The sequence below is a fragment of the Peteryoungia aggregata LMG 23059 genome, from assembly GCF_030814435.1.
Classification (GTDB): Bacteria; Pseudomonadota; Alphaproteobacteria; order Rhizobiales; family Rhizobiaceae; genus Allorhizobium; species Allorhizobium aggregatum.
In genome coordinates, this window is record NZ_JAUSUW010000006.1 from 24667 (window position 1) to 47013 (window position 22347).

Consider the following 22347-nt stretch of genomic DNA (forward strand, 5'->3'; position numbering starts at 1 on the left):
GCCGGCGGTCTCTTTGTTTGTAGATTGTCATCGGCGGTCGAACGTCGCCGGTCGTTTACTCGACAAATTCGACCGTCACGCCTGCCTTGACCATCTTGGCCAGTTCCGTTGCATCCCAGTTGGTCAGGCGGATGCAGCCGTGGCTCTGGGTGCGGCCGATCTTGGAGGGTTCGGGCGTGCCGTGGATGCCATAGGTCGGCTTGGACAGTGCCAGCCAGACCGTGCCGACAGGGCCGTTGGGGCCCGGCGGGATCTGCAGGATCTGGGTATTGTTGCCCTGCTGGAAGTTGACCTTCGGGTTGTAGGTATAGCCCGGATTGAGCGCGATGCGATCGATGGTCACCGTGCCGGTGGGCGAGGGCGTATCGGCCGAGCCGATGCTTGCCGGATAGGCGGCAACGAGAGCGCCATCCTCGCCATAGGCGAAGACCTGTTTCAGGCCCTTGTTGGCGACGATGCGCGCGACACTTCCCTTCTTGATCGGACCTGGCTCGACCACCTTGATCGTGGTGCCCGGGATCGAGAAGTCTGCGCCTGGGTTCAGTTCGCGCAGATAGGCTTCGTCCATGTGGAAGCGCTCGGCGAGCATCTCGACCGTCGAGGTATAGGACATCGCCGGCAACTGTGCCTTGTGGGCATAGTCATCCGGGATAGAGGCGACGAAGGGGCCGGCGGCATCGCCAGCCGTGATCGTGTAGCTCTTGATCGCCAGCCCGCCGGACAGGCGCAGGCGCTCCAGGATGTCATCGGCATTGTTCGGGTCCAGCGTTTCGCCGGTCATCTGCTCCCAGGCGACGATGGCCTTGTTGACGTTCTGGCCCATCTTGCCATCGATCACGCCGGGAGAAATGCCTTCGCGATCGAGGAAGACCTGAAGTGCCGTGATTTCGAGGCGTGAAAGGTCACTTTTGACTGGGATTTCCGGGGTGACTGTGCGGGAGGGGGCCGTATCTGCGGGAGCGGGCAGATCCGGGCCGCCATAGGGCATGTCCTGCGGCGAGCCATCGAGCGGCATGCCGTCGTTGGGCGCTGCGTCAGGGATCGATGCGGTGGTCACATCGTCGTCCCAACCGCGAGGGGCGGGTTCGGGTTGCCCATAGGGATCATAGACGCCGGGCAGGGCCCGGTTGCCGCCACCCTGGCGGGGCGGGAAATAGCTTTCCGCCGGGATCTCGGTCGCGACGAGATTGCCCATGCGATCGATCAGGACTGTGCGTCCCATACGGTCACGACTGATCACGACCTCTCCCGCTTCCGGGACATAGTCCAGAATGTCTCCCTCCGGAGACACGAGCAGGGTATGCGATCGGCGATAGTCGTAGACCGATTGTGCCCAAGTAGCGCTCGCTGAAACGAGCGAAGCGGCGGTCAAAACCGCCAGTACCAAGCCAGAATTCCTGATGTCGAACACGATTCGGTTTCCTCATCTGAGCCGGCGATCAACGCGACAAATTTGACACTAATGTGGAAAAGGTGAATTCATAATGAAAATAGGGTTAACTCGCTGTGGGGACAGTTGAGCGACCGGGTTCAGATGCGGAAATGTATCGCCCGGATCGAAGGGGGAGAGCATGCATGATCGACTGAGAATGGAAGCCTTTCTGCCCTTTCGGCTGATCCGGATCGCCGAAAGCGTCGACAATGGCTTCATGCAGTTCTGCGGATCAGAGGACGAATTGTCCTGGTCCGAATGGCAGGTGCTCTGGTCTCTCGGCGAACACAACCCGACGACGGCCAAGGCGATCTCCGGTCATTCGGGCCTGTCGAAGACGAAGATCAGCCGGGCGGTGAAGGTTCTGGAGGACAAGGACTACCTGCAGCGCAAGAAAGATCGGTCCGATCGGCGCTTCGAGCTCTTGTCGCTCACGCCGAAGGGGCGGCAGCGTTTCGACCGGCTTGCTAGCGATGCCGAGGCTTTCCAGCGCTGGCTTGAGCGCAGCGTCAACATCGCCTATCTCTCCTCCCTCGACAGCGGACTCGTCGGTGTGGAGGATTTGATTTCTACCGGTCACCTCAGAGCGCCGCAGCGGCAATCCGAGGAACCTCTCGTATGATCATGTTTTCCGGTCCCAAGGGACCGCGGCTGGCCCTGGATGCTGCATCGGTATTCGACATCGGCGCCTGCATCGTCGATGGCGTGGATCTTTCACCGGGGCGGGCAATACCTGACGATGGCGATCCGCGCATCGACCATTCGCTTGAGGGCTTTCTTTTCACCTGTGGGCCAGATCATATCCGACACAGGGAGCCGATTGCCGGGAGCGCAGGTTTCTATCCCCTGCATGGTTCCTTCTCGGCCAATCCGGCCCATTCAATCGAGATGACGGTCGAGGGTGACGATCTCGTGGCGCGCGCCGTCGTTGACGTGTCCCTTGCTGCAGGCGGCCGGGCTGAGCTCCGGCGGCAGTGGCGCCTGAAGAGCGAGAGCGGCGAGGTGCAGCTTGCCGATACCGTCGTCAATGTCGGCGATACCGCGTTTCCGACATTTCTGATGTATCACATGAATCTTGGCGCGAAGCATTTCGACCCTTTGACCCGGTTGGAAGGCGCGATGCTCGAAGGTGGTGCTCTTCCCTGGGCGTTTGGCGAAGGGGATGGCGGCATCTTCTGCGTGCCCGCAGGCCATGGTGGCTGGGCGGAGCTTCGTCTCGGACCGATCGCGGCGATCGGTGGCAAGCGGCTCAAGGTCCGCTTCCGCACGGATACGCTGCCGCATCTGCAGGTCTGGCGGAACCAGAGGCTGCCTGCGCATGTGCTCGGCATCGAGCCGGTCTCGCATCGTTGGGTCGGGCGTGCCGAGCTCGAAGCGGTCGGCGAATTCAACATGCTGCAGCCGGGCGAAAGCCGTGACTACGGGCTGGCCTTTTCCTTCGTCTGAGGCGGGACGGCGAGCCTGTCGCGATTGACGCTTTCGGATGCCCGTCGTAGATGTTTGGCCCCAAGAAATTGACGAGGTGCCCCGATGAACATCCGTGAGATCAACGAGGAATATTCGGTCAGCGGCCAGATCACCGTCGACGAGGTCGACGAGATCAAGGCGCTCGGCTTCAAGTCGATCGTCTGCCATCGCCCCGACGGGGAAGATTTTGGCCAGCCGGAATTCGCGGCCGTTGCCAAACGTGCGGAAGAGCTGGGACTGAAGATCAAGCATGTGCCTGTCGGCCCGATGGGCGTGACGCCCGATGCCGTCGCCGACATGGTCGATGCGCTGGAAGAGTTCGAGCGGCCGATGCTCGGCTATTGCCGTTCGGGCGCCCGCTCGACGGCGACCTACGAGCACGCCCTTCGCCAGCGCGGCTAAACCCTTCCTTTCATCATGAACGGCCGGAGCTTCGCCTCCGGCCCGTCTGTGTTTCACCCAAGCCTCAAGCAGGAGTTTTCCCATGAGCATCAAGCGTATCGAGCCCGGCAAGCGCATGAGCGCCGCCGTCGTCCACGGCAACACAGTCTATCTCGCCGGCCAGGTTGGCGAAGGCGCATCGGTGACCGAGCAGTCGAAGTCGGCGCTTGCCGAAGTCGACCGCCTGCTGGCGGCTGCCGGTTCGGACAAGTCAAAGATCCTGCAGACGATCATCTACCTCTCCGACATGTCGACCTTCGGCGAAATGAACGCCGTCTGGGAAGGCTGGATTGATCCTGCCAACCCGCCGGCCCGCGCCACGTCGGAAGCAGCACTTGCGACCCCGGACTACAAGGTCGAGTTCATCGTTACGGCTGCTCTCTGATTTTTCAGAGACCGCAATTGCTTACAGAAGGCCGGGAGCGATTCCGGCCTTTTTGCTGCCTTCGCTTCTGCGGTGGTCAGATGCCAGTGTTTTGATTTCGCCTTGCGGCAAGCCAACGGAAAAAGCGCCCGTCTATGGAGAGCAGTCCGAGCGCGATCAGGCCCATTCCGGCGAAATGGTTGGAGGCCAATCTTTCGCCGAGGAACAGATAGCCGAGCAGGATGGCGCTGACGGGAATGAGCAGGGTGACGAGGGAACTGTTGATTGCGCCGCCGACAGCGAGAATGCGGAAGAAGAGGATATAGGCAAGCGCCGTGGAGAGCAGCCCGAGTCCCAGAAGCGCAGCGACGGTCGTCATTCCCGGCATCGGCAGATGCCATGGTGTATCGACCAGCGCGACCACGGGTATCATCATCAGCGTCGTCGCCGATACCTGGCCGAATGCACTGGTAGCAGGCGAAATGCCCATGCGCCGGAAGCGCCGGCCGAAGACGCCAGCAAAGCCATAGGACAGGGCCGCACCGAGGCAGGCGAGGAGGGGCAGAAGCGGTATGGCCTCGGTCTTCACGTGGTTTCCGGCCATCAGCACTGTGACACCCAAGAACCCAAGGGCGATGCCGACGAGCTTGTTGCGCGTGATGCCTTCGTCCGATGTCAGAAAATGCGCGACGAGAATCGAGAAGATCGGTGTGGTCGCGTTGAGGATCGAGGCCAGGCCGCTGGCAATCTGGGTCTGCCCCCAGAAGAGAAGCGTGAAGGGGATGAGATTGTTGAGCAGCCCCATGCCGAAGAAGGCGGTCCAGGTGGTCGCGTCGGCGGGAAGGAACTGGCGGCTCAAGCGCAGGTAGACGAACAGGGCAAGCGCTGCGATCGACACGCGGGCCAGCACCACCGAGAGCGGCGGCAGTTCGGAGAGGGCGACTTTGGAAAAGAAGAAGGAGCCGCCCCACAGGACGGACAGTGTCAGGAGGAGAGCCCAGTCGGTGAGGCCCATGGATTGGTTCGTCTGCATGCGATGGTTCCACGGTGGATCGGTTGGCCATGAGTGACCCGCCGAACCGCGATTTGCTCGCCGGATTCGGACTCTGTCCTTTTGGCGCTCTAAACGCTGATGTAATCTCGGGTCATGAGCTTGGATATCCACCAATGTGAGCGGGCATGGCTTGCGCGTGATCCCCAGTTTGACGGCCGGTTCTTTATCGGCGTTCGAACAACCGGGATCTATTGCCGTTGTGTCTGCCCGGTGCGCCAGCCTTATCGCTGCAATATCGAATTCCTGCCGAGCGCGGCTGCTGCCGAACTTGCGGGCTATAGGCCTTGTCTTCGCTGCCGGCCCGAAACGGCCCCTTTCAGCCCGGCCTGGAAGGGCAGTGCGGCCATCGTCGAACGGGCAGCTCGACTGATCCGCGAGGAAGGCGCACTGGATGCGCCGGGTGCGACTGTCGAAGCGCTTGCTGCTCGGGTTGGCGTGGGCGGACGGCATCTGACGCGGCTGTTTCAAAAGCATCTCGGCGCAAGCCCGCTGCAGGTGGCAAAAACGGCGCGGGTGCAGCGTGCCAAGCGCTTGCTGACCGGCACTGATATGCCGATCACCGAGATTGCGCTGCAGGCGGGTTTTGGAAGCGTCAGGCGGTTCAATGCCGTCTTTCAGGAGGTGTACAAACGACCGCCGACGGCGATCAAACGGAGTTCAGCGCCACGCTCCTCGTGATCGTCTCTGTCGCGCCGTGACCTTTGCCCGGACAGAGAAATGGCCGGGGATGAGCCGGCCATTCTGTTTTGATTCAAGTGTCTGTCAGGCTTTGTTGCGAATTTGAGTCAAGGTGCGGCTTGGCGTGATCGCTTCCGGGTCGAGCTTGATCTCGATGATCGCAGGCTTGCCGGAGGCGCGGGCGCGCAGGAAGGCGGGGGCGAAGTCTTCGGTCTTTTCGACGGTTTCGCCGTGGCCGCCATAGGCCTTGGCGAGTGCGGCGAAATCGGGGTTTGTCAGGTCAGTGGCGCTGACGCGGCCCGGATATTCGCGCTCCTGATGCATGCGGATCGTGCCATACATGCTGTTGTTGATGACCAGCGTGATGATCGGCAGGTTGTAGCGGATGGCGGTCGCGAATTCCTGGCCATGCATCATGAAGCAGCCGTCACCGGCAAAACAGATGACTTCACGCTCAGGGAACAACTGCTTGGCGGCGACGGCTGCCGGAAGGCCATAGCCCATCGAGCCGGAGGTCGGGGCTGCCTGGGTGTTGAAAGCCTGGAAGCGGTGGAAACGATGCAGCCAGGTGGCGTAATTGCCGGCGCCATTGGTGAAGATCGCGTCCTTTGGCGTGTTGGCTTCGATCCACTCCATGATCGGGCCCATCTGCACGGCGCCGGGGCCTGCCTTGGGCGGTGTGGACCAGGCGAGATAGGCGGCGTGCATGCTCTCGGTGCGCCCGGCCCATGTGGGGGCGGCGGGTGCCTCGAGGATTCCGAGTGCTGCGACGAACTCCTCAGGCGCGGCACAGATGGCCAGATCGGCGCGGTAGACGCGACCGAGTTCGGAAGGATCCGGGTGGATATGGACCAGCTTTTGCGCCGGGTAGGGGATGTCCATCAGCGTATAGGAGGAGGACGGCATTTCGGAGAAACGGCTGCCGAGCAGGATGAGGAGGTCTGCTTCCTTCACTTCCCTAGCCAGCGCCGGGTTGATGCCGATGCCGACATCACCGGCATAGGAGGGATGCAGGTGATCGAAGAGCATCTGGCGGCGGAAGGAGCAGCCGACCGGCAGCTTGAACTTTTCCGCAAAGGCCTCGATGCCGGCGACCGAAGTCTCGCTCCAGCGGGTGCCGCCGAGAACCACCATCGGGCGTTTGGCGGTCTTCAGCATCTCGCCGAGGGCCGCAATCTGGGACGGGCCGGGATGGGCCTCGACAGGGGTGTGGGGCTTCGCTTCCGGGGCTTCGACCTCGTCGAGCAGCATGTCCTCGGGCAGCGTCAGCACGACCGGGCCGGGGCGGCCTGATGTGGCGACGGCAAAGGCGCGGGTGACGAATTCCGGGATGCGGCGGGCGTCATCGATCTCGCCGACCCATTTGGCAAATTCTGTGAAGGCGCGGCGGTATTCGACTTCCTGAAAGGCTTCGCGCTCCTTCATGTCGCGACCGATCTGGCCGATCAAGAGGATCATCGGGATCGAATCCTGCTTTGCGACATGCAGGCCGGCAGAGGCGTTCGTCGCGCCCGGACCGCGGGTGACCATGCAGATGCCGGGTTTGCCGGTGAGGCGACCCCAGGTGTCGGCCATCATCGCGGCCCCCCCTTCCTGACGGCAGACCAGCGTCTCGATGCCGCTGTCTTTCAGCGCGTCGAGCACGGCCAGATAGCTTTCGCCGGGAACGCAGGACACGCGTTCGACGCCGTTGGCCTTCAAGGCTTCGACGATCAGGGCTCCGCCGGTTCTCTTCATTTCATCTTCCTTTCCAGCTCGGCCAGTTCGGCCAGAATGTCTTCACCATGCTCGCCGATGCGCGGGCTTGGGCGCTCGTAGCGCAGGGGGGTCTCTGAGAGCACGATCGGGGTGCGCACGCTCGGGATCACAGTGCCCTTGTCGTCGGTCAGCTCGATCTTCAGGCCGCGCGCCTGAACCTGCGGGTCGGCGAACATTTCCTCGATCGAGTTGATCGGTCCTGCCGGCACGGCATTGGCCTCACAGGCGGAGAGCAGATCGCGCTTCGGCCACTTCATGGTTTCTGTGGTGACGATGCGGCGGACCTCGACCTTGTTGGCGACACGGGCCTTGTTGGTGGCGAAACGCTCGTCCTCGGCGACGGAGGGGATGCCCAGAATGGTGCAGAGGCGCCTGAACTGCCCGTCATTGCCGACTGCAAGGATCAGGTGTCCATCTGATGTCGGCACCACTTCATAGGGGCTGATATTGGGATGGGCATTGCCAAGCCGGGTCGGCGGCTTGCCCGAGATCAGGTAGTTCATGTTCTGGTTGGCAAGCACCGCCGACATGACGTCGAGCAGGGCCATGTCGACGAACTGGCCTTGGCCGGTTTTCATGACATGGATCAGGGCCGCCTGGATGGCGGTCACCGCATAGATGCCGGTGAAGATGTCGGCGATGGCAACGCCTGCCTTCATCGGTTCGCCGTCCTTCTCGCCGGTGATCGACATGAAGCCGGACATGCCCTGGACGATGTAGTCGTAGCCGGCGAAATCGGCATAGGGGCCGTTCTGGCCAAAGCCTGTTATCGAGCAATAGACGAGCTTCGGCTTGATCGCCTTCAGGCTCTCATAGTCGAGGCCGTATTTCTCAAGGCCGCCGCGCTTGAAGTTCTCGATGACGACATCGGCAGAGGCACAGAGGCGGCGGACCGTTTCCTGGCCTTCCGGCGTCTTGAGGTCGACCGCGATGGAGCGCTTGTTGCGGTTGGTCGAATGGTAATAGGCGGCCGAAAGGTTTTCGCCGTCTGCGCCCTCAACGAAGGGGGGACCCCAGGCGCGGGTATCGTCGCCGCCTTCGGGGTTTTCCACCTTGATCACATCGGCGCCGAGATCGGCGAGCATCTGGCCTGCCCATGGGCCGGCAAGCACGCGGGCAAGTTCGATCACGCGGATGCCTGATAGCGGGGGCTTGGGCGTGTGGCTGTCGGTCATCAGGCCTTCCATACGGCATGCGCTTGCTGTCATCAGCGCCTTTGCGCTTTGTCATGACAAGAACTGTTGTCAAAAGAGCTATAGCGCCGCCTTATGCTGGTCGCACTTGATTTTCTCTCATGGCATCATTCCGTTTCGGCAAGAGCCTGCGCGGATCAGAATCCCAGATTGTCGAGCCAGGTCAGGATGTCGGCGATCGGTTTTTCACGGCCGATCTCGTTCAGCGTCTCATGCCGCATCCCGTCATAGACCAGTATCTCGACATCGGTCATTCCCACATCCAGCATGCGCTGGCCGAGCCATCGGATTTCGCGGCCCTTGTTTGTGGCGGGATCTTCAGCCCCACCGACGAGATAGACCGGCAGACGCTGGGGAAGGCGCTCAAGCCTCTCCGTGGCGGCGCCGGCGAAGGTCAGGCGAAAGATATCGCGCCACATGGAAACACTCGCATCGAAACCGCAGAGCGGATCGGCGATGTAGGCGTCCACTTCCTTTTGATCATGCGAGAGCCAGTCGAAGGCCGTGCGATGGCCGGGAATGGCGCGGCCCCAGGCGGCGAACGTCGCCTTGGGCAGTATCATGGAGGGGACATCGGACCCCTTCAGCATCTGTTCGAGATAAAGGACGCCCTGGGCGACGCGACCGGCAAGGCCGGGATTGAAATTGGAGTTCCAGATCGACAGGGCAGAGAAGGCCTGCGGGTGTTCTGTTGCCACGTTGAGTGCGATCAGGCCGCCCATGGAGTGGCCAAGCAGCACGACCGGGAGGCCCGGATGTGCCTGAGCCGCGAAGTCGCGCAGCGCGATCACATCCGCCACGACTTTCGCGCAGCCACCCGTCCGTGCGAACATTCCGGGTACCGTATCCGGGGCAGTGGTTTCGCCATGGCCGCGATGGTCGTGGGCATAGACGTGATACCCACGCTTTGCCAGCGCTCCCGCAAATCCCTCGTAGCGGCGGGAATGCTCGGCAAGGCCGTGGCAGATGAGGATGATCGCGCGCGGAGTGGCCTCAGCCAAATGGCGATGATAGGCGAGACGCGCGCCGCTTGCGCTGTCCAGCCAGTGTCGCTCTGCAAACATTCCGATCGCCCCCTGCTTTTTCTCCTGTTTTGCCTGCCGCGTCCGGTCTGTCAATCAATGCCGCAGGTCGAGGGCAAAGGAATTTTTCATGCCTTTGCGTCTAGCTTCCGTGGCGTCTTGCGAAAGGTCAGGGAACAGGCATGGTGGAGAATGAACGATCGGCAACCGGAGATGCGGGTCTGCGGCCGTTCGTCGTTCTCGCGGGTCTGCTGCTGCTCATGCTGGCTTTTGACAGGCTCGACGGTTCATCGTTCTTCGGCGACATCGACGATGATCTGCGCCTCCTGCAACTGAAGCATTTGATGGCGACGGGTGGCTGGTATGACCTCAGTCTGCCGATGATCCAGTCACCCGAGATCTATCTCTCTCCATGGTCGCGCCTGATTGATCTGCCCTATGCCGCGATTGCCGCGATCCTCGGTCCATTCTTCGGGCTGGATCTTGCATTGCTTGTCGCAACGCAGGTCTGGCCACCGATCATGCTGCTTGTCTTCACCGGCCTCATGGTGCGGACGGTGCAAGCCCTGACGTCTCCGGAGGCGCCTAGTGTTCCCGTCTGGCTAGTGCTCGGTTTCGTGCTGATCTTTGCGGCAGGCGAATTCTCACCGGGGCGCATAGATCACCACAATGGCCAGATCCTGGCGATGATGATGATCCTGCTCGGTCTGGCCCGGGAAGGGGGACGCGGCGGCCGCTTCGTCGGGACGGGTGCTGCCCTGTCTCTCGTCATCGGTCTGGAATGCCTGCCGTTCGTTGCAGTTGCCCTTGCGCTGGTCGCGATGGGTTACGTTCTGAGGGTCCCGTTCTCCCGCCAGACATTGGCCGAGACCGGTGCCTCCATGATGCTGGTATCGCTGGTTTCCGGGCTGGTTTTCCTGGGGCCTGCGGGCATGCTGCAGACGGCATGTGATGCGTATTCCGCGCCGTATCTTGCCGCCCTGTGTGGCTTTGGCGCCTGCTTCTGGTTCTGTGCCCTGCTCCTGCCAGACGGAGCTACGGCTCTGCCACGCTTGCTGGCGCTTGCTGTCTCCGGCGTGCTTGTCGCTTGCGGCCTCGTTCTTCTGTTTCCGTCCTGCCTTGATGGCCCCTATCAGATGATCGATCCGGTCTCCCGCTTTTACTGGTTCGAGCGGATCGGCCAGGAGCAAGGCCTTTTCGGATTTCGGCAGATGGGCCAAGCGACGACAGCCGTGCTGGCGATGCTGGCGCTTTTGACGCTCATCGCTTTCTTCGCTTGTCCCTGCTGGCGGCAGGAGACACGACGCAGTGCGCGGCACTGGGCTGCTTTTCTGTTTGCCTGCAGTTCCCTCGTAACGACCCTGATCCTGATCCGCTATGTCCGGTTTCCTGCGGCGCTGATGCCTGTTTTCCTGCCGCTGGCGCTCATGGTCTGCGCGGAGATGCTCTCGACGGCGCAGGGGCGATGGGCGAAGGCGGTCGTGATCACACCTCTCCTGGTGCTGGCCACTGCCTTGGTTGGCCTCCATATCCTGGTGCCTCATCGTCCGGTTGAGGAGGACGCGGTCTGGCTCATGTCTATGGATGATTGTCGCGGCGAGGACTTCGGCGATCTGACGGGGCTCGCACCCGGTCGTGTCCTGGCGCCTTTGGGGATTGGTATTCCCCTGGCAGCGCATGTGCCGGACGGTGTATCGGTTATGGCGATCCCGTTTCATCGGGCAGCCAATGGCATCCGGCTCAGCTTCACCGCCTTTGCTGGATCTGATGCTTCTATGCGTCGGGCTGCAATTGATGAAGCCGATTACATTGCGGTCTGCCAGTTGCCTTTCCCCGTTGCGTCCGAAGAGGCGCCGCTCTATGCCGCGCTGGTCGGCGGGAAAGACTGGCCGGGGCTGGTGCCGCTTCCGACGGCGGAGCCGGGTCGCCTGAGGATCTACCGGGTCGCGCATGACGCATTGAAGTGATAGCGAGGTCCGGTTCCTGGGGGGAAGAGGCAGAAAAACCCGGCATCCTGGCCCGGTCTGCATTGCTCCCTCGACGCAATTCGCCTACATAGCGGCAAATTCCCATTCCCGCCGGAGCAAGACCCCATGGCACGCCAGTTCATCTATCACATGTCGGGACTTAGCAAGTCCTACGGCGCAAAGAAGATTCTCGAGAACATCCATCTCTCGTTCTATCCTGATGCCAAGATCGGTATCCTCGGCCCGAACGGCGCCGGTAAGTCGACCGTGCTGCGCATCATCGCCGGTCAGGACAAGGAATACACCGGTGAAGCCTGGCTCGCCGAAGGCGCCACCGTTGGTTATCTTGAGCAGGAGCCGCATCTCGATCCGGCCAAGAACGCCTTCGAAAACGTCATGGAAGGCGTTGCCGACAAGCAGGCCGTGCTCGATCGCTACAACGAGCTGATGATGAACTATTCCGACGAGACGGCGGAAGAAGGCGCCAAGCTCCAGGACATCATCGACAGCCAGAACCTCTGGGATCTGGAACAGCAGGTCGAGATGGCGATGGAAGCGCTGCGCTGCCCGCCCAAGGATGCCGACGTTACCCTGCTTTCGGGTGGTGAACGCCGCCGAATCGCGCTCTGCCGCCTGCTGCTGTCGCAGCCGGATCTGCTGTTGCTCGACGAACCGACCAACCACTTGGACGCCGAGACCATCGCCTGGCTCGAAAAGCACCTGCGCGACTATCCGGGTGCCGTGATGATGATCACCCACGATCGCTACTTCCTCGACAACGTCACCGGCTGGATCCTCGAGCTCGACCGCGGCCGTGGCATTCCGTACGAAGGCAACTATTCCGCTTACCTGCAGGCGAAGGCCAAGCGCATGCTTCAGGAAAACCGCGAAGAGGCCGGCCGCCAGAAGGCGATCTCGCGCGAACAGGAATGGATCGCATCCAGCCCGAAGGCCCGTCAGGCGAAGTCCAAGGCCCGTATCAAGGCCTATGAGCAGCTGGTGGATGCCGCCGAAGGCATCCGTCCCGGCGATGCGCAGATCATCATTCCGGTCTCCGAGCGTCTCGGCCAGGTGGTCATCGAACTCGACGGCATCACCAAGGGCTTTGAAGGCCGCACACTGATCAACGATCTGTCGATCAAGCTGCCGCCGGGCGGCATTGTCGGCATCATCGGTCCGAACGGCGCCGGCAAGTCGACGCTGTTCAAGATGATCACCGGCCAGGAAAAGCCGGATGCCGGTTCGATCCGTGTCGGTGACACCGTGCATCTCGGTTATGTCGACCAGAGCCGCGATGCGCTTGATGGTTCTAAGACCGTCTGGGAAGAAATTTCGGGCGGCGCCGAAATCATCAAGCTCGGCAAGTTCGACATGAACTCCCGCGCCTATTGCGGTGCCTTCAACTTCAAGGGCGGCGATCAGCAGCAGAAGGTCGGCAACCTCTCCGGTGGCCAGCGCAACCGCGTGCATCTGGCCAAGATGCTGAAGGCCGGTGGCAACGTGCTGCTGCTCGACGAACCGACCAACGACCTCGACACGGAAACGCTGGGTGCGCTGGAAACGGCACTCGAAAACTTCGCCGGCTGCGCGATCATCATCAGCCACGATCGCATGTTCCTTGACCGCCTGGCGACGCATATCCTCGCCTTTGAGGGCGACGGCCACGTCGAGTGGTTCGAAGGCAACTTCGAAGACTACGAACAGGACAAGATCCGCCGTCTGGGCCCGGATGCTCTCAACCCCGGCAGCCAGTCCTACAAGCGCCTGACGCGCTGAGCCATCCATACAAGACCACGATCGCTGTGGCCGGCTTCGAAAGGAGCCGGCCATTTTGGTTTCTGCCCCTTGAAGTCCGGCCTGAATCCTATCGTATTTTAGCAATTCTTTAATTTGCGTTGCGTACGGTTTTCTCGTTTGGTCTGGTGCGTTCCGCCGCCACGACCTGTGCTGCTCGAGGAGGCATTATGGCTGCGCTATCGCTTCGCAAACAACTCTATCTCATCGCAACCGCGCCTCTGATCGCCTTCCTGTGGTTGAGCGTTTCGTCTGTCTGGAACAGCTATGAGCAGTATGTCCAGCTTGACCGGCAGATGGTCGTCCAGACACTGGCCATGGCGGGTGGGCGGATCGCGCAGGTCCTGCCTGCCGAGGCCTTTGCGACCCCGGAAAACCGAACCGAGCGCCGCAAGGCCGCCGATGAGGGGATCGCGGCGCTGAAAGCAGCCTATGCGGACTGGCAGGCGCAGGGCGGGAAGGATGCAACCATCGAGAAGGCCTTCTCCCTGATCATCTCCAAGGAAGAGGGACTGGCAACCTACCGTCGCAATGTCGATGCCGGAGCTGCGACATTCGACGAGGCGCTCTTCGTGCTGCAGCCGGCTTCGGCAGCGGGGCTGGAGCTCGTGCGCCGTTCAGGTGGAACCATTCAAGACCTCGAACTTGCGCGGCTGATCGAGGGCTATTACGCGCTGATGCAGGTCAACGATTCCGGTCTGATCGAGATCCGGCTGGGCGAGCAGTATTTGACGGGCACTGCACTGCAGCAGAAGCAGTATTCCTTCCTTCTGCATGCCAAGGCGTTGCGGGACCGCTTTACGCCGTTGATGCTCGAGTTTCTGCCGACCGAGGTGATCCAGCCATTCCAGGCCTTCCATGACGGGCCGGACGGACAGTTTTTGCAGGCGAGCCGCAGCAAGATGTGGGAGAACGCGCCTGCCGGGCCAGATGCCGCTTCCGGCGAGCAATGGGCCAAGCTGACGGGTGCCCAGGCTGGCATGATGGCAAAGCTGATCGGTCAGACGGATGCGCTGCTGAGCGCGGGTGCGCAGCAGAAGCTCGACAGCCTCTATGGGAAATTTGTCAGGGGGGGCGTGATCGCCATCGGTGTCACGATGGTCGTGCTCGGTCTCTTCTTCTTCGTCGTGCGTGCGGTGTCGCAGATGATCCGTTCTACTGCCAGCCGGATGCAGACACTCGCCGACGGTGACCGGGAGACGGCCATTCCCTTTGCCGACCGTCTCGACGAGATCGGCGTCATGGCGCGCTCGGTGGAGATATTCCGCGAGGCGGCGATCCGCAACGCCGAGCTCGAAGCAGAGGCGGACGAGAATCGCAAGCGGGCCGAACTCGAGCGCGCAGAGGTGCAGAGGCTAGCCGAGGCCGAGGCGGAAGAACGCCTCAACAAGGCCACGGGCTCGCTGGCATCCGCGCTGCGACGCCTGGCCTCGGGCGACATGATGTGCGAGATCGACGAGCAGTTCGCGCCGCAGTTCGAGGCGCTGCGCCACGACTTCAACACATCCGTGCAACAGCTGCGCGGCGTGCTTGTCTCGGTCGGTCGTTCGGCCCATGCCGTGTCCGGCGGCTCCGGCGAGATTTCGCATGCCTCCGATGACCTCGCCAAGCGCACCGAGCAGCAGGCGGCCTCGCTGGAGGAGACTGCAGCGGCGCTCGAAGAAATCACCTCCAACGTGACGGCCACTTCGCGGCGGACCGGCGAGGCGCGCGACATTGTCCGCACCACACGCAGCCGTGCGGAGCAGTCCGGCGTGGTGGTCGGCAATGCCGTGACCGCCATGGAGCGGATCGAGCACGCGTCGAAGCAGATCAGCCAGATCATCGGCGTGATCGACGAGATCGCCTTCCAGACCAACCTTCTGGCGCTGAATGCAGGTGTCGAAGCCGCACGTGCGGGTGAAGCCGGCAAGGGCTTTGCGGTGGTTGCCCAGGAGGTGCGCGAGCTTGCGCAGCGCTCGGCGAATGCGGCCAAGGAGATCAAGGCGCTGATCGGCAATTCGGAAGTGGCGGTCAGCGAGGGCGTGAAGCTGGTCAACGAGACCGGCGACGGGCTGACTGCAATCGCCGGTCTGGTGCAGGCGATCAACGAGCATATGGATGCGATTGCCTCTGCCGCACAGGAACAGTCGGTCGGCCTCGGCGAGGTCAACCAGGCGGTCAACCACATGGACCAGGCGACACAGAAGAACGCGGCCATGGTCGAGGAAATGAATGCGGCGTCTGCCGGGCTCGCTCAGGAGGCGGCGAGCCTTGCCGAACTGCTCAGCCAGTTCAGGGCGGGTGAACAGGCGGTTGCCGGTGGGCCGGCAGCTGCGCCTCGCGGCGTGACGCCTGTGCGTCGTGCCGGTGCCGCGCCGATGCCTGCGCCTCCAGCCCGGACGGCAATGCGGGCTGCGACATCAGGGAATACGGCGCTGGCTCGCGACAGCTGGGAGGAGTTCTGAGCCTCGGCAGGCAACCTTTTCGCTCGGATGGCTCCGATATTCTTGTCTTCATGATCCTGCGGCCGTCCCTTTCGGGGCGGCCGTTTCTGTTTGGACAACCGAGTCCTGTCGTGAACTTTCGACTTGCATCAATCTGCGATAAGACATAAACATATCTTTATGTGGTTATTGCGGTGATGCGAATGAGACTCGGCGTCGATACTCTGGTGGATTTGTTGAAGGCTGCGGGGGAGCCCACGCGGCTCCGTCTCCTGACATTGCTTTCCTCCGGTGACCTGACGGTTACGGATCTTACCGAAATTTTGGGGCAGTCGCAGCCTCGGATCTCGCGTCATCTGAAGCTGCTCGCCGAGGCTGACCTGATCGATCGCTATCAGGAAGGGGCGTGGGCCTATTTCCGCTTGAAGCAGGACGGAGCAGGGGCGGCGCTCATCGGCCTTCTGCTCGGTCAGGCCGAAGGCAGTGACCCGGTGCTCCAGCGCGACCGCGACCGTCTGGCCGCCGTCAAGCGGGCGAGGGCGGAGAAGGCACAGGCCTATTTCAGCCGCAACGCCTCCGAATGGGACGAATTGCGGCGCCTGCATGTCAATGACGCCGATGTCGAGGCTGCGCTCCTTCGGCTCGTCGGAATCGAAGCCGTCGAGGCCATGCTGGATCTCGGCACTGGCACCGGTCGGATCCTGCAATTGCTCTCCCCCCGCTATCGCCGCGCGATCGGGATCGATGCAAGCCGCGACATGCTGGCCGTTGCCCGATCAAATCTCGACAAGGAAGGTATCCTGTCGGCCAGTGTCCGGCATGGCGACATTCTGAACCTGCCGCTCGATGCCGGTGACTTCGACCTGGTCACGATCCATCAGGTCCTTCACTTCCTGGAAGAACCGGAGCTTGCGCTTGCCGAGGCCGCGCGGATGCTGAAGCCCGGCGGACGGTTGGCGATCATCGATCTCGCGCCGCATGCGCATGAGTATTTGCGCGACGAACACGCCCATGTGCGGCTTGGCTTCTCGCACGGCGTGATGGCCGAATGGCTGAACCGCCAGGGCCTCAAGGTCGAGGGTGTCACCGACCTTCCGCCCGAGACTTCCGCCGGACGGGGCCTCACCGTGACCATCTGGCTGGCCCGTCGCGGCGGGCCCGCACAACATGCCGTCCAGGACCAACCTCTTGCCTTGACCGGGAGCAGATAAATGACCAAACCCGAGCGACCGATCGCCAAGACATCCGACCTCAAGGTCTCCTTCGAGTTCTTCCCGCCGAAGTCGCCGGACATGGAGGAGCAGCTCTGGCAGACCGTGCGCGCGCTTGAGCCCTTTGAGCCCGATTTCGTCTCGGTAACCTACGGGGCAGGGGGCACGACGCGTGAACCGACACTTTCGACGGTCAAGCGGCTCATCGAAGATACCCCTTTGGCAACTGCCTCGCACCTAACCTGTGTTGGAGCCACGCGGGAAGAGGTGCAGACGGTCGTCGAGGAGTTCCAGGCGGCGGGCGTTCGTCATTTCGTCGCGCTCCGCGGCGATCCTCAGGGTGGGGTTGGTACGCGTTATGCCCCCCATCCGGGCGGCTTTGCCAATGCGGCTGATCTGGTTGCCGGGCTGCGGGACATGGGCGACTTCGAGATTTCTGTCTCCGCCTATCCGGAGCGCCATCCCGAGAGCGAAAGCGATTCAGTTGATCTCGACATGCTGAAGAAAAAGGTGGATGCCGGTGCCACGCGGGCTCTGACGCAGTTCTTCTTCGACAACGACATCTTCGAGCGTTACCTGGACCGGGTGCGGGCCGCTGGTATCACGATCCCGATCGTCCCGGGCATCATGCCGATCCAGAATCTCACCCAACTCAAGCGCTTTGCGTCCATGTGCGGAGCGACCGTCCCTGCGGTTCTCGACGCTCGTTTCGAAGGGACGGAGGGCGATGCGATGGCGCGTGCGGCTGTCGCTGCCGACGTGGCTGCAGAACAGATTGCTGACCTCGCGCAGCGCGGCGTCAATGAATTCCACATCTACACGATGAACCGGGCGCCGCTGACCATCGCGATGCTGGAGCGTCTCGGTATCAAGGGGCGTGTCGCCCGGATGTCCGGCGCAGCGGCCTGACGAACCCATGGAAAAAGGCGCATGACGGTCCGTGTCATGCGCCTTCTTTAAACTTTAAAGCATGTTTGCTGGAGAGGCCTTGGCCGGCCGTCTCATGGCTTGTGGTTCATCAGACCAGGGTCAGATGAACAGCATCGTGGCTATGAAAACAAACGCCGCACCGACGATCAGGACATTGATTGAATTGGTCAGTCCCATGTGTGCCTCCTTGCGTTGACCGTTAGATAGTATGTCCGATTTGTGTCGGCGCAAAGCCAATTCTGTGCTGCGCTGCGGCGAGGGGCAGTGGATAACTGATCGCGCTTTCAGGATAAGTCTTTCAGATCAATGCTTTACTTCTATCTCGTCTTGTTAATGAAGTTTAACCTCCGTGAGGCCCGGTGGAGCGGTTTTGCGCCGATTAATGCGCTGCAGCAGGACCTGCCGACGGTGCGCCGGATCCAAGAAAAAAGCCGGGGCGGCTGTGCCACCCCGGCTCTTTCGACAGTGTGCCGTCGGTTGTTTCAGAGCGCGCTCAGGAGTGCTGGTGTCGGCCAGCCATCGGCAGGAAGGCCTACCCGCTGCTGTTCCTTCTGGACGGCCACGCGCGTGCCGGCGCCGAGGATGCCGTCGATCTTGCCGACATCGTGTCCCAGCCCCTGCAGTTTCGTCTGAAGCGCTGTCATCTGATCAACGTCAAGGCCCGGTTCGGGATTGCCCTTCTGGTAGACCGGCGCGCCGCCGAAGCGGGTTGCGAAATAGGCCGCCGAGGTCGTGTAGATGAAGGACTGGTTCCATTCGAGATAGATGTTGAAGTTCGGATAGGTGATGAAGGCTGGCCCCTTGCGGCCCTGCGGCAGCACCAGGGCGGCCGGTAGCGACGAGAAGGCGGTGTTGCCATCGCGCGGCTGGACTCCAAGGGTGAACCATTCGCCGGCGGTCAGCGTGCCACCAAGACCGGATTTCTCGAACGGCAGGTTGTCCGGGATCGTCACTTCCTGGATCCATGGCTCGCCACGCTTGAAGCCGAGATGCTGGATGAACTTGGCGGCCGTCAGGATGGCGTCCGGGCTGCTCTGCTTCACGTTCACATGGCCGTCGCCATCACCGTCGATGCCGAACTCGATGATATCTCTGGGCAGCATCTGCACCTGACCGATCTCGCCCGCCCAGGCACCGGTGTTGCTGGCCGGCTCCAGATCGCCATGCTCGACCATCTTGATGAGTGCCAGCAATTGTGGGCGGAAGAGTTCTGGCCGGCGGCAGTCATGCGCCAGCGTGACAAGGGCGTTGCGGGTGTTGAAGTCACCCTGAACGGCGCCGAAGTCGGTCTCCATCGCCCAGAACGCGGTAATCACACCCGGTGGTACGCCGTATTCCTGCTCGGCGCGCGCAAAGACTTCGGCGAAGTCCTTGATCTTCTTCCGACCGATGTCGAGGCGCGCCTGGCTCACCGTGCGGCCGGAAAATTCCAGGAAGGTCTGGCGGAAGACACCCTGCGAACGGTCGCGGGACAGAACCTTTTGATCAATCACGGCACCTGCAAGTGCCTTGTCGGCGATCTCGGCCGGTGTGCCGGCAGAAACCGCTTCGGCCTTGACGCCTGCGAGGAAGGCCGCGAGATCGCCACCGCATTGCTGCTGCGCCTGGACGAGGCCGGTCGAAGCAAGGAGGAGAGCCAGAGGAAGCACACGACGCAGGGCGTTTTTCATCAGTTGATCCTTCGAGTGGTCATGAATGTGAAGTGTCTTGGCCTCAAGCGCGCGAGATCCGCAGCCCTAGCCTGTCAGACGAGACGTCTAGGCAGCGTTTGCGATCATTTCGAGACAGCTGCTACCCAGTTTTGCCAATTCTTTCTGGTGCCGGCAAAGACATTGATGTCCGTCTCGCCGCGAATGCCGGGAACCACGCCCGTCGACGTATACTGCCAGAAGGCCCATCGGCGGTCCGGATATATTTCGCTGGGGTGCTGGGCCACAGCGCGAACCCAGAAATGATGATCCTGGAAAGCGCCCACGAGGTTTTCCCGGTGAAAGTCGACGGAGGTGTAGATGATCGCTTGCTTGCCGTAATGCGCCTCGATGCGCTGCATGAAGCGCTGCATCTCGCTGCGGACGGTGGCGGCATCCGGCCGGAAGCGGCAGGTTGGCGAACTCGGATTCCATTCCACGTCGATGACTGGCGGCAGGTGGATCGATTCGCGTCGAACGTTCTGGATGAACCAGTCGGCCTGCTCGTCGGCCGAGGAACAGAAATAGTAAAAGTGATAGGGAGCATGAGGCAGGCCGGCGGCGCGGGCTCCCTGCCAGTATTCGTGGAAGCGCGGATCGACCCGGTCCTTGCCTTCTGTCGCCTTGATGAAGGCGAAGGAGACGCCCGATTTGCGCACCTGTCGCCAGTCGACATCGCCATTCCACTTGGACACGTCAATGCCGTGGACATCATGCCGGTGCGGTGTCTTGCCGTCGAAATGCTGTGGGTCGGTGTCCTGGAAGCGTGGCGTGACCGATGCCGTTTCCAGGAAGTCGTAGGAGCTGGACGTGCAGGCCGCGAGTGCGAAGCAGAGCGGAAAAAGCGTTGTAGAAAGCCACCGCATGAAGGGTCCGTCGGCTAAGGATTGAAGAGCCACGCCTCCATACCGCACGACAAGGAAAACGCGCGGCGAGACGATGCAACTCTGCATCCATCATGGTCAAAATCAGGGGAGATGCAATGCTGTCCTGAAAGCGCGACCGTCAGCGGGCGAGAACAGCATGCCACGCGTAGCCGCGCCACAGCGGCTCGAAGGTCAGCTTCAGGGCGTTGGCGGTTGCGCGTTCTTCAAGCACCGCGCGCAGATCCGGGCGCGGGGTGACGTGGAAGCGCGTGAGCCAGGCCTGGAGTCCTGTGCGGAAGGCGCGGGGCAGGCGTTCCTGCTGGCCGAAATCGACAATGTGCAGAGCACCTTCGGGCCCCAGCGCCGCGATCGCCCTGTCGATTGCCGCCGGCCAGTCGGGGATCATCGACAAAGCATAGGAGATCATCACCCGGTCGAAGCCGGTCTGGCCGAAGTCCGCTGCAGTGAAGGCGGTTGCATCACCCACTTCGAAGCGTGGTGGAACGCGCTCTCCGGCGAATTTTGCCCGTGCCGTTGCGAGCATTTCGGCAGAGATGTCGAGGCCGTAGAGCATGGCTGTCGGGTGATGGCGGCGTGCAAGGACCATGTTCCGACCGGTGCCGCAGCCGACTTCGAGCAGAGAGCCGCCGGAGGGAATGCCCAGCCGTGCGATCATGTGGTCTCGGCCGAGCAGATAGTATTTCCGCGTCAGATCGTAGATATGCCGCTGGTAGCGGTACATCCGGTCCATGCGCAGGGCATGGTCGCGCGCATCACCGGCCGTCAGCACCGCAGGGCTCTCGTTCATACGGGCCGCTTCTCGTAGATATGGAAGCCGCCGTAGATCGCCGAGCGGTCCTGCTTGGTCAGTGCCTGCGAGCGTTCCGCCTGGTAATGCCATTGCCCCGGGATCGCCGGCTCGAGCTTGCCGTCCAGGATGCTCTCTTCGGCGGCTGTCCGGAAGATCACGCGCGCGCCGTCGGCTGCCGTCCGGCTGATTTCGCTCCAGAGGTCGTTGAGCTGGCGCTCGGTCATCCAGTCCTGCGCGTCGAGCAGCACGTAGCGGTCGACGCTGGCGGCCGGTTTTCCTGCAAGCAGTTCGGTGAAGTTCGCATGATGGACTGTCACCCGGGACGCTGTTTCACGGATGGCCGAATAGTGCCTTTCCTGCAGGTAAGTCGGCAAAATGCCTTCCTCCGGCTTCGGATAGCGACGCATGAAGGCCTGCCATGCGAAATAGTTGTCGCGCAGCAGGAAGTGGCATGCGAGCTTCTCCAGGCGGTGGCGCAGCACGGGTGCGATCGTCCCGTCCTCGGCAAGCGAGGCGAGTTCGTCATATTGCTGCGGAGGAATGCCCAGACCGAAGAGCGAGCTCTTGCGGCGGGTCAGCCAGCGGATCAGCGGCTTGTCGAACAGCGGCGCGATTCGATTGTCGAAGAAGAGGCGCTGTTCGCGCAGTGACCGGGTCTCGGCCAGCTCTTCCAATCTTACGCCGTGGCTGCGGGCAATCAGATGGCCGAGCGCAATGAAACGACCGAGAAGGCCGGTGCGATAGATGTTGCGGTTGAAGACCGTGATGCGGCGGCGACCCATGAGATCTCGCGCTTCCCAGTAGTCGCGGGTCCCGGCGTCGAGATGGGGCGCCACATGCCGATGGTACATGTGGGCATTGGTCTTGACCGACGGCTCACCCAGCAATCGGCGAACCGATGCGTGATCAGGCAGATGGCGAAAGGCGGCGAGCTTCAGACGGTTGAGGGCGACGTGGTTCGGGTTGAGGTCCACCACTTCGATAGAGGCCGGGCGCCGGCTCAGATAGGCGAGCATGTTGCAGCCGCCGGAGCCGATGGTCACGATGCGGGCCCCCTCGGCCAGATCCATCGCCTCCATGTCTACCTCCGGATCTTCCCAGATCTGGGCGTAGACGAGCCCTGAGAAGAGCAGGCCAAACAGTCGCTCCGAGAGCCCGGCTGCTGAAAGGGGGGCATGCTGGAGCAGAGCATCCTTCAGCTTTTCGTTTCGATGAAACCCGGCATTCGGTGCAATGTCTGTCATG

The 22347-nt window shown here is 62.1% G+C and carries 19 protein-coding genes; 10 read left to right on the forward strand and 9 right to left on the reverse strand.

Annotated elements, in window-relative coordinates; all coding sequences use genetic code 11:
• Positions 1-55: 55 nt before the first annotated feature.
• Complete coding sequence (locus tag J2045_RS11380) at positions 56-1411, reverse strand: L,D-transpeptidase (protein ID WP_370873092.1); 1356 nt, start codon at positions 1409-1411, stop codon at positions 56-58.
• 160 nt (positions 1412-1571) lie between these two features.
• On the opposite strand from J2045_RS11380, the gene J2045_RS11385 reads away from it, so the two are divergent.
• The 4 genes from J2045_RS11385 (at position 1572) to J2045_RS11400 (ending at position 3725) form a co-directional block, all read left to right on the forward strand.
• A complete protein-coding gene (locus J2045_RS11385) occupies positions 1572-2054 on the forward strand; it encodes a MarR family winged helix-turn-helix transcriptional regulator (RefSeq protein WP_307372843.1) in 483 nt (160 codons plus the stop codon).
• Positions 2051-2878 carry a DUF4432 family protein gene (locus J2045_RS11390; protein WP_307372846.1) on the forward strand — a complete coding sequence of 276 codons (828 nt, stop codon included), beginning with the start codon at positions 2051-2053 and terminating at the stop codon, positions 2876-2878. Before J2045_RS11385 ends, J2045_RS11390 begins: the two co-directional genes overlap by 4 nt.
• 84 nt (positions 2879-2962) lie before the next feature.
• Positions 2963-3301: a protein tyrosine phosphatase family protein gene (locus J2045_RS11395; protein ID WP_307372849.1), complete on the forward strand. Its 339-nt coding sequence runs from the start codon at positions 2963-2965 to the stop codon at positions 3299-3301.
• 82 nt (positions 3302-3383) lie between these two features.
• Positions 3384-3725, forward strand: a complete 342-nt coding sequence (locus tag J2045_RS11400) for a RidA family protein (protein ID WP_307372851.1) — start codon at positions 3384-3386, stop codon at positions 3723-3725.
• 76 nt (positions 3726-3801) lie between these two features.
• Here the strand turns inward: J2045_RS11400 and J2045_RS11405 are convergent, their stop codons facing one another.
• A complete protein-coding gene (locus J2045_RS11405; RefSeq protein WP_307372853.1) occupies positions 3802-4737 on the reverse strand; it encodes a DMT family transporter in 936 nt (311 codons plus the stop codon).
• A 114-nt stretch (positions 4738-4851) separates the two neighbouring features.
• Between J2045_RS11405 and J2045_RS11410 the strand changes: the two genes are divergently transcribed.
• Complete coding sequence (locus tag J2045_RS11410; protein ID WP_307372856.1) at positions 4852-5436, forward strand: bifunctional transcriptional activator/DNA repair enzyme AdaA; 585 nt, start codon at positions 4852-4854, stop codon at positions 5434-5436.
• Between the two features lie 84 nt (positions 5437-5520).
• On the opposite strand, the gene J2045_RS11415 is transcribed toward J2045_RS11410, so the two are convergent.
• The 3 genes from J2045_RS11415 to J2045_RS11425 all read right to left on the reverse strand — a co-directional run bounded on the left by J2045_RS11415 (position 5521) and on the right by J2045_RS11425 (position 9451).
• Entirely contained in the window at positions 5521-7173 is a 1653-nt protein-coding gene (locus J2045_RS11415) for a thiamine pyrophosphate-binding protein (protein WP_307372858.1), read from the reverse strand.
• Positions 7170-8369: a succinate--glutarate CoA-transferase gene (gene caiB, locus J2045_RS11420; protein WP_307373303.1), complete on the reverse strand. Its 1200-nt coding sequence runs from the start codon at positions 8367-8369 to the stop codon at positions 7170-7172. Before caiB ends, J2045_RS11415 begins: the two co-directional genes overlap by 4 nt.
• Before the next feature lie 155 nt (positions 8370-8524).
• Positions 8525-9451 carry an alpha/beta hydrolase gene (locus J2045_RS11425; protein WP_307372861.1) on the reverse strand — a complete coding sequence of 309 codons (927 nt, stop codon included), beginning with the start codon at positions 9449-9451 and terminating at the stop codon, positions 8525-8527.
• Positions 9452-9591: 140 nt separating this feature from the next.
• On the opposite strand from J2045_RS11425, the gene J2045_RS11430 reads away from it, so the two are divergent.
• From J2045_RS11430 to metF, 5 genes are all read left to right on the forward strand, one after another.
• On the forward strand, positions 9592-11376 hold the full coding sequence (locus tag J2045_RS11430) for a hypothetical protein (RefSeq protein ID WP_307372864.1): 1785 nt from the start codon (positions 9592-9594) through the stop codon (positions 11374-11376).
• Positions 11377-11502: 126 nt separating this feature from the next.
• Positions 11503-13152 (forward strand): energy-dependent translational throttle protein EttA, encoded by a 1650-nt coding sequence (gene ettA / locus J2045_RS11435; RefSeq protein WP_307372866.1) that lies wholly within the window; start codon positions 11503-11505, stop codon positions 13150-13152.
• Positions 13153-13340: 188 nt separating this feature from the next.
• The gene (locus J2045_RS11440; protein WP_307372868.1) at positions 13341-15617 is read left to right on the forward strand and encodes a methyl-accepting chemotaxis protein; all 2277 of its coding nucleotides are present in this window, start codon (positions 13341-13343) and stop codon (positions 15615-15617) included.
• Positions 15618-15799: 182 nt separating this feature from the next.
• On the forward strand, positions 15800-16807 hold the full coding sequence (locus J2045_RS11445; RefSeq protein WP_307372870.1) for an ArsR/SmtB family transcription factor: 1008 nt from the start codon (positions 15800-15802) through the stop codon (positions 16805-16807).
• Positions 16808-17716, forward strand: a complete 909-nt coding sequence (gene metF, locus J2045_RS11450; protein WP_307372872.1) for a methylenetetrahydrofolate reductase [NAD(P)H] — start codon at positions 16808-16810, stop codon at positions 17714-17716.
• Positions 17717-18219: 503 nt separating this feature from the next.
• On the opposite strand, the gene J2045_RS11455 is transcribed toward metF, so the two are convergent.
• The 4 genes from J2045_RS11455 to J2045_RS11470 all read right to left on the reverse strand — a co-directional run bounded on the left by J2045_RS11455 (position 18220) and on the right by J2045_RS11470 (position 22346).
• A complete protein-coding gene (locus J2045_RS11455; RefSeq protein WP_307372874.1) occupies positions 18220-19407 on the reverse strand; it encodes a lytic murein transglycosylase in 1188 nt (395 codons plus the stop codon).
• Between the two features lie 104 nt (positions 19408-19511).
• Entirely contained in the window at positions 19512-20291 is a 780-nt protein-coding gene (locus J2045_RS11460; RefSeq protein WP_307372876.1) for a glycoside hydrolase family 25 protein, read from the reverse strand.
• A gap of 139 nt (positions 20292-20430) precedes the next feature.
• A complete protein-coding gene (locus J2045_RS11465; protein ID WP_307372879.1) occupies positions 20431-21099 on the reverse strand; it encodes a class I SAM-dependent methyltransferase in 669 nt (222 codons plus the stop codon).
• A complete protein-coding gene (locus J2045_RS11470) occupies positions 21096-22346 on the reverse strand; it encodes a BtaA family protein (RefSeq protein ID WP_307372880.1) in 1251 nt (416 codons plus the stop codon). The genes J2045_RS11465 and J2045_RS11470 overlap by 4 nt, the downstream gene beginning before the upstream one ends.
• Between the last annotated feature and the right edge of the window lies 1 nt (position 22347).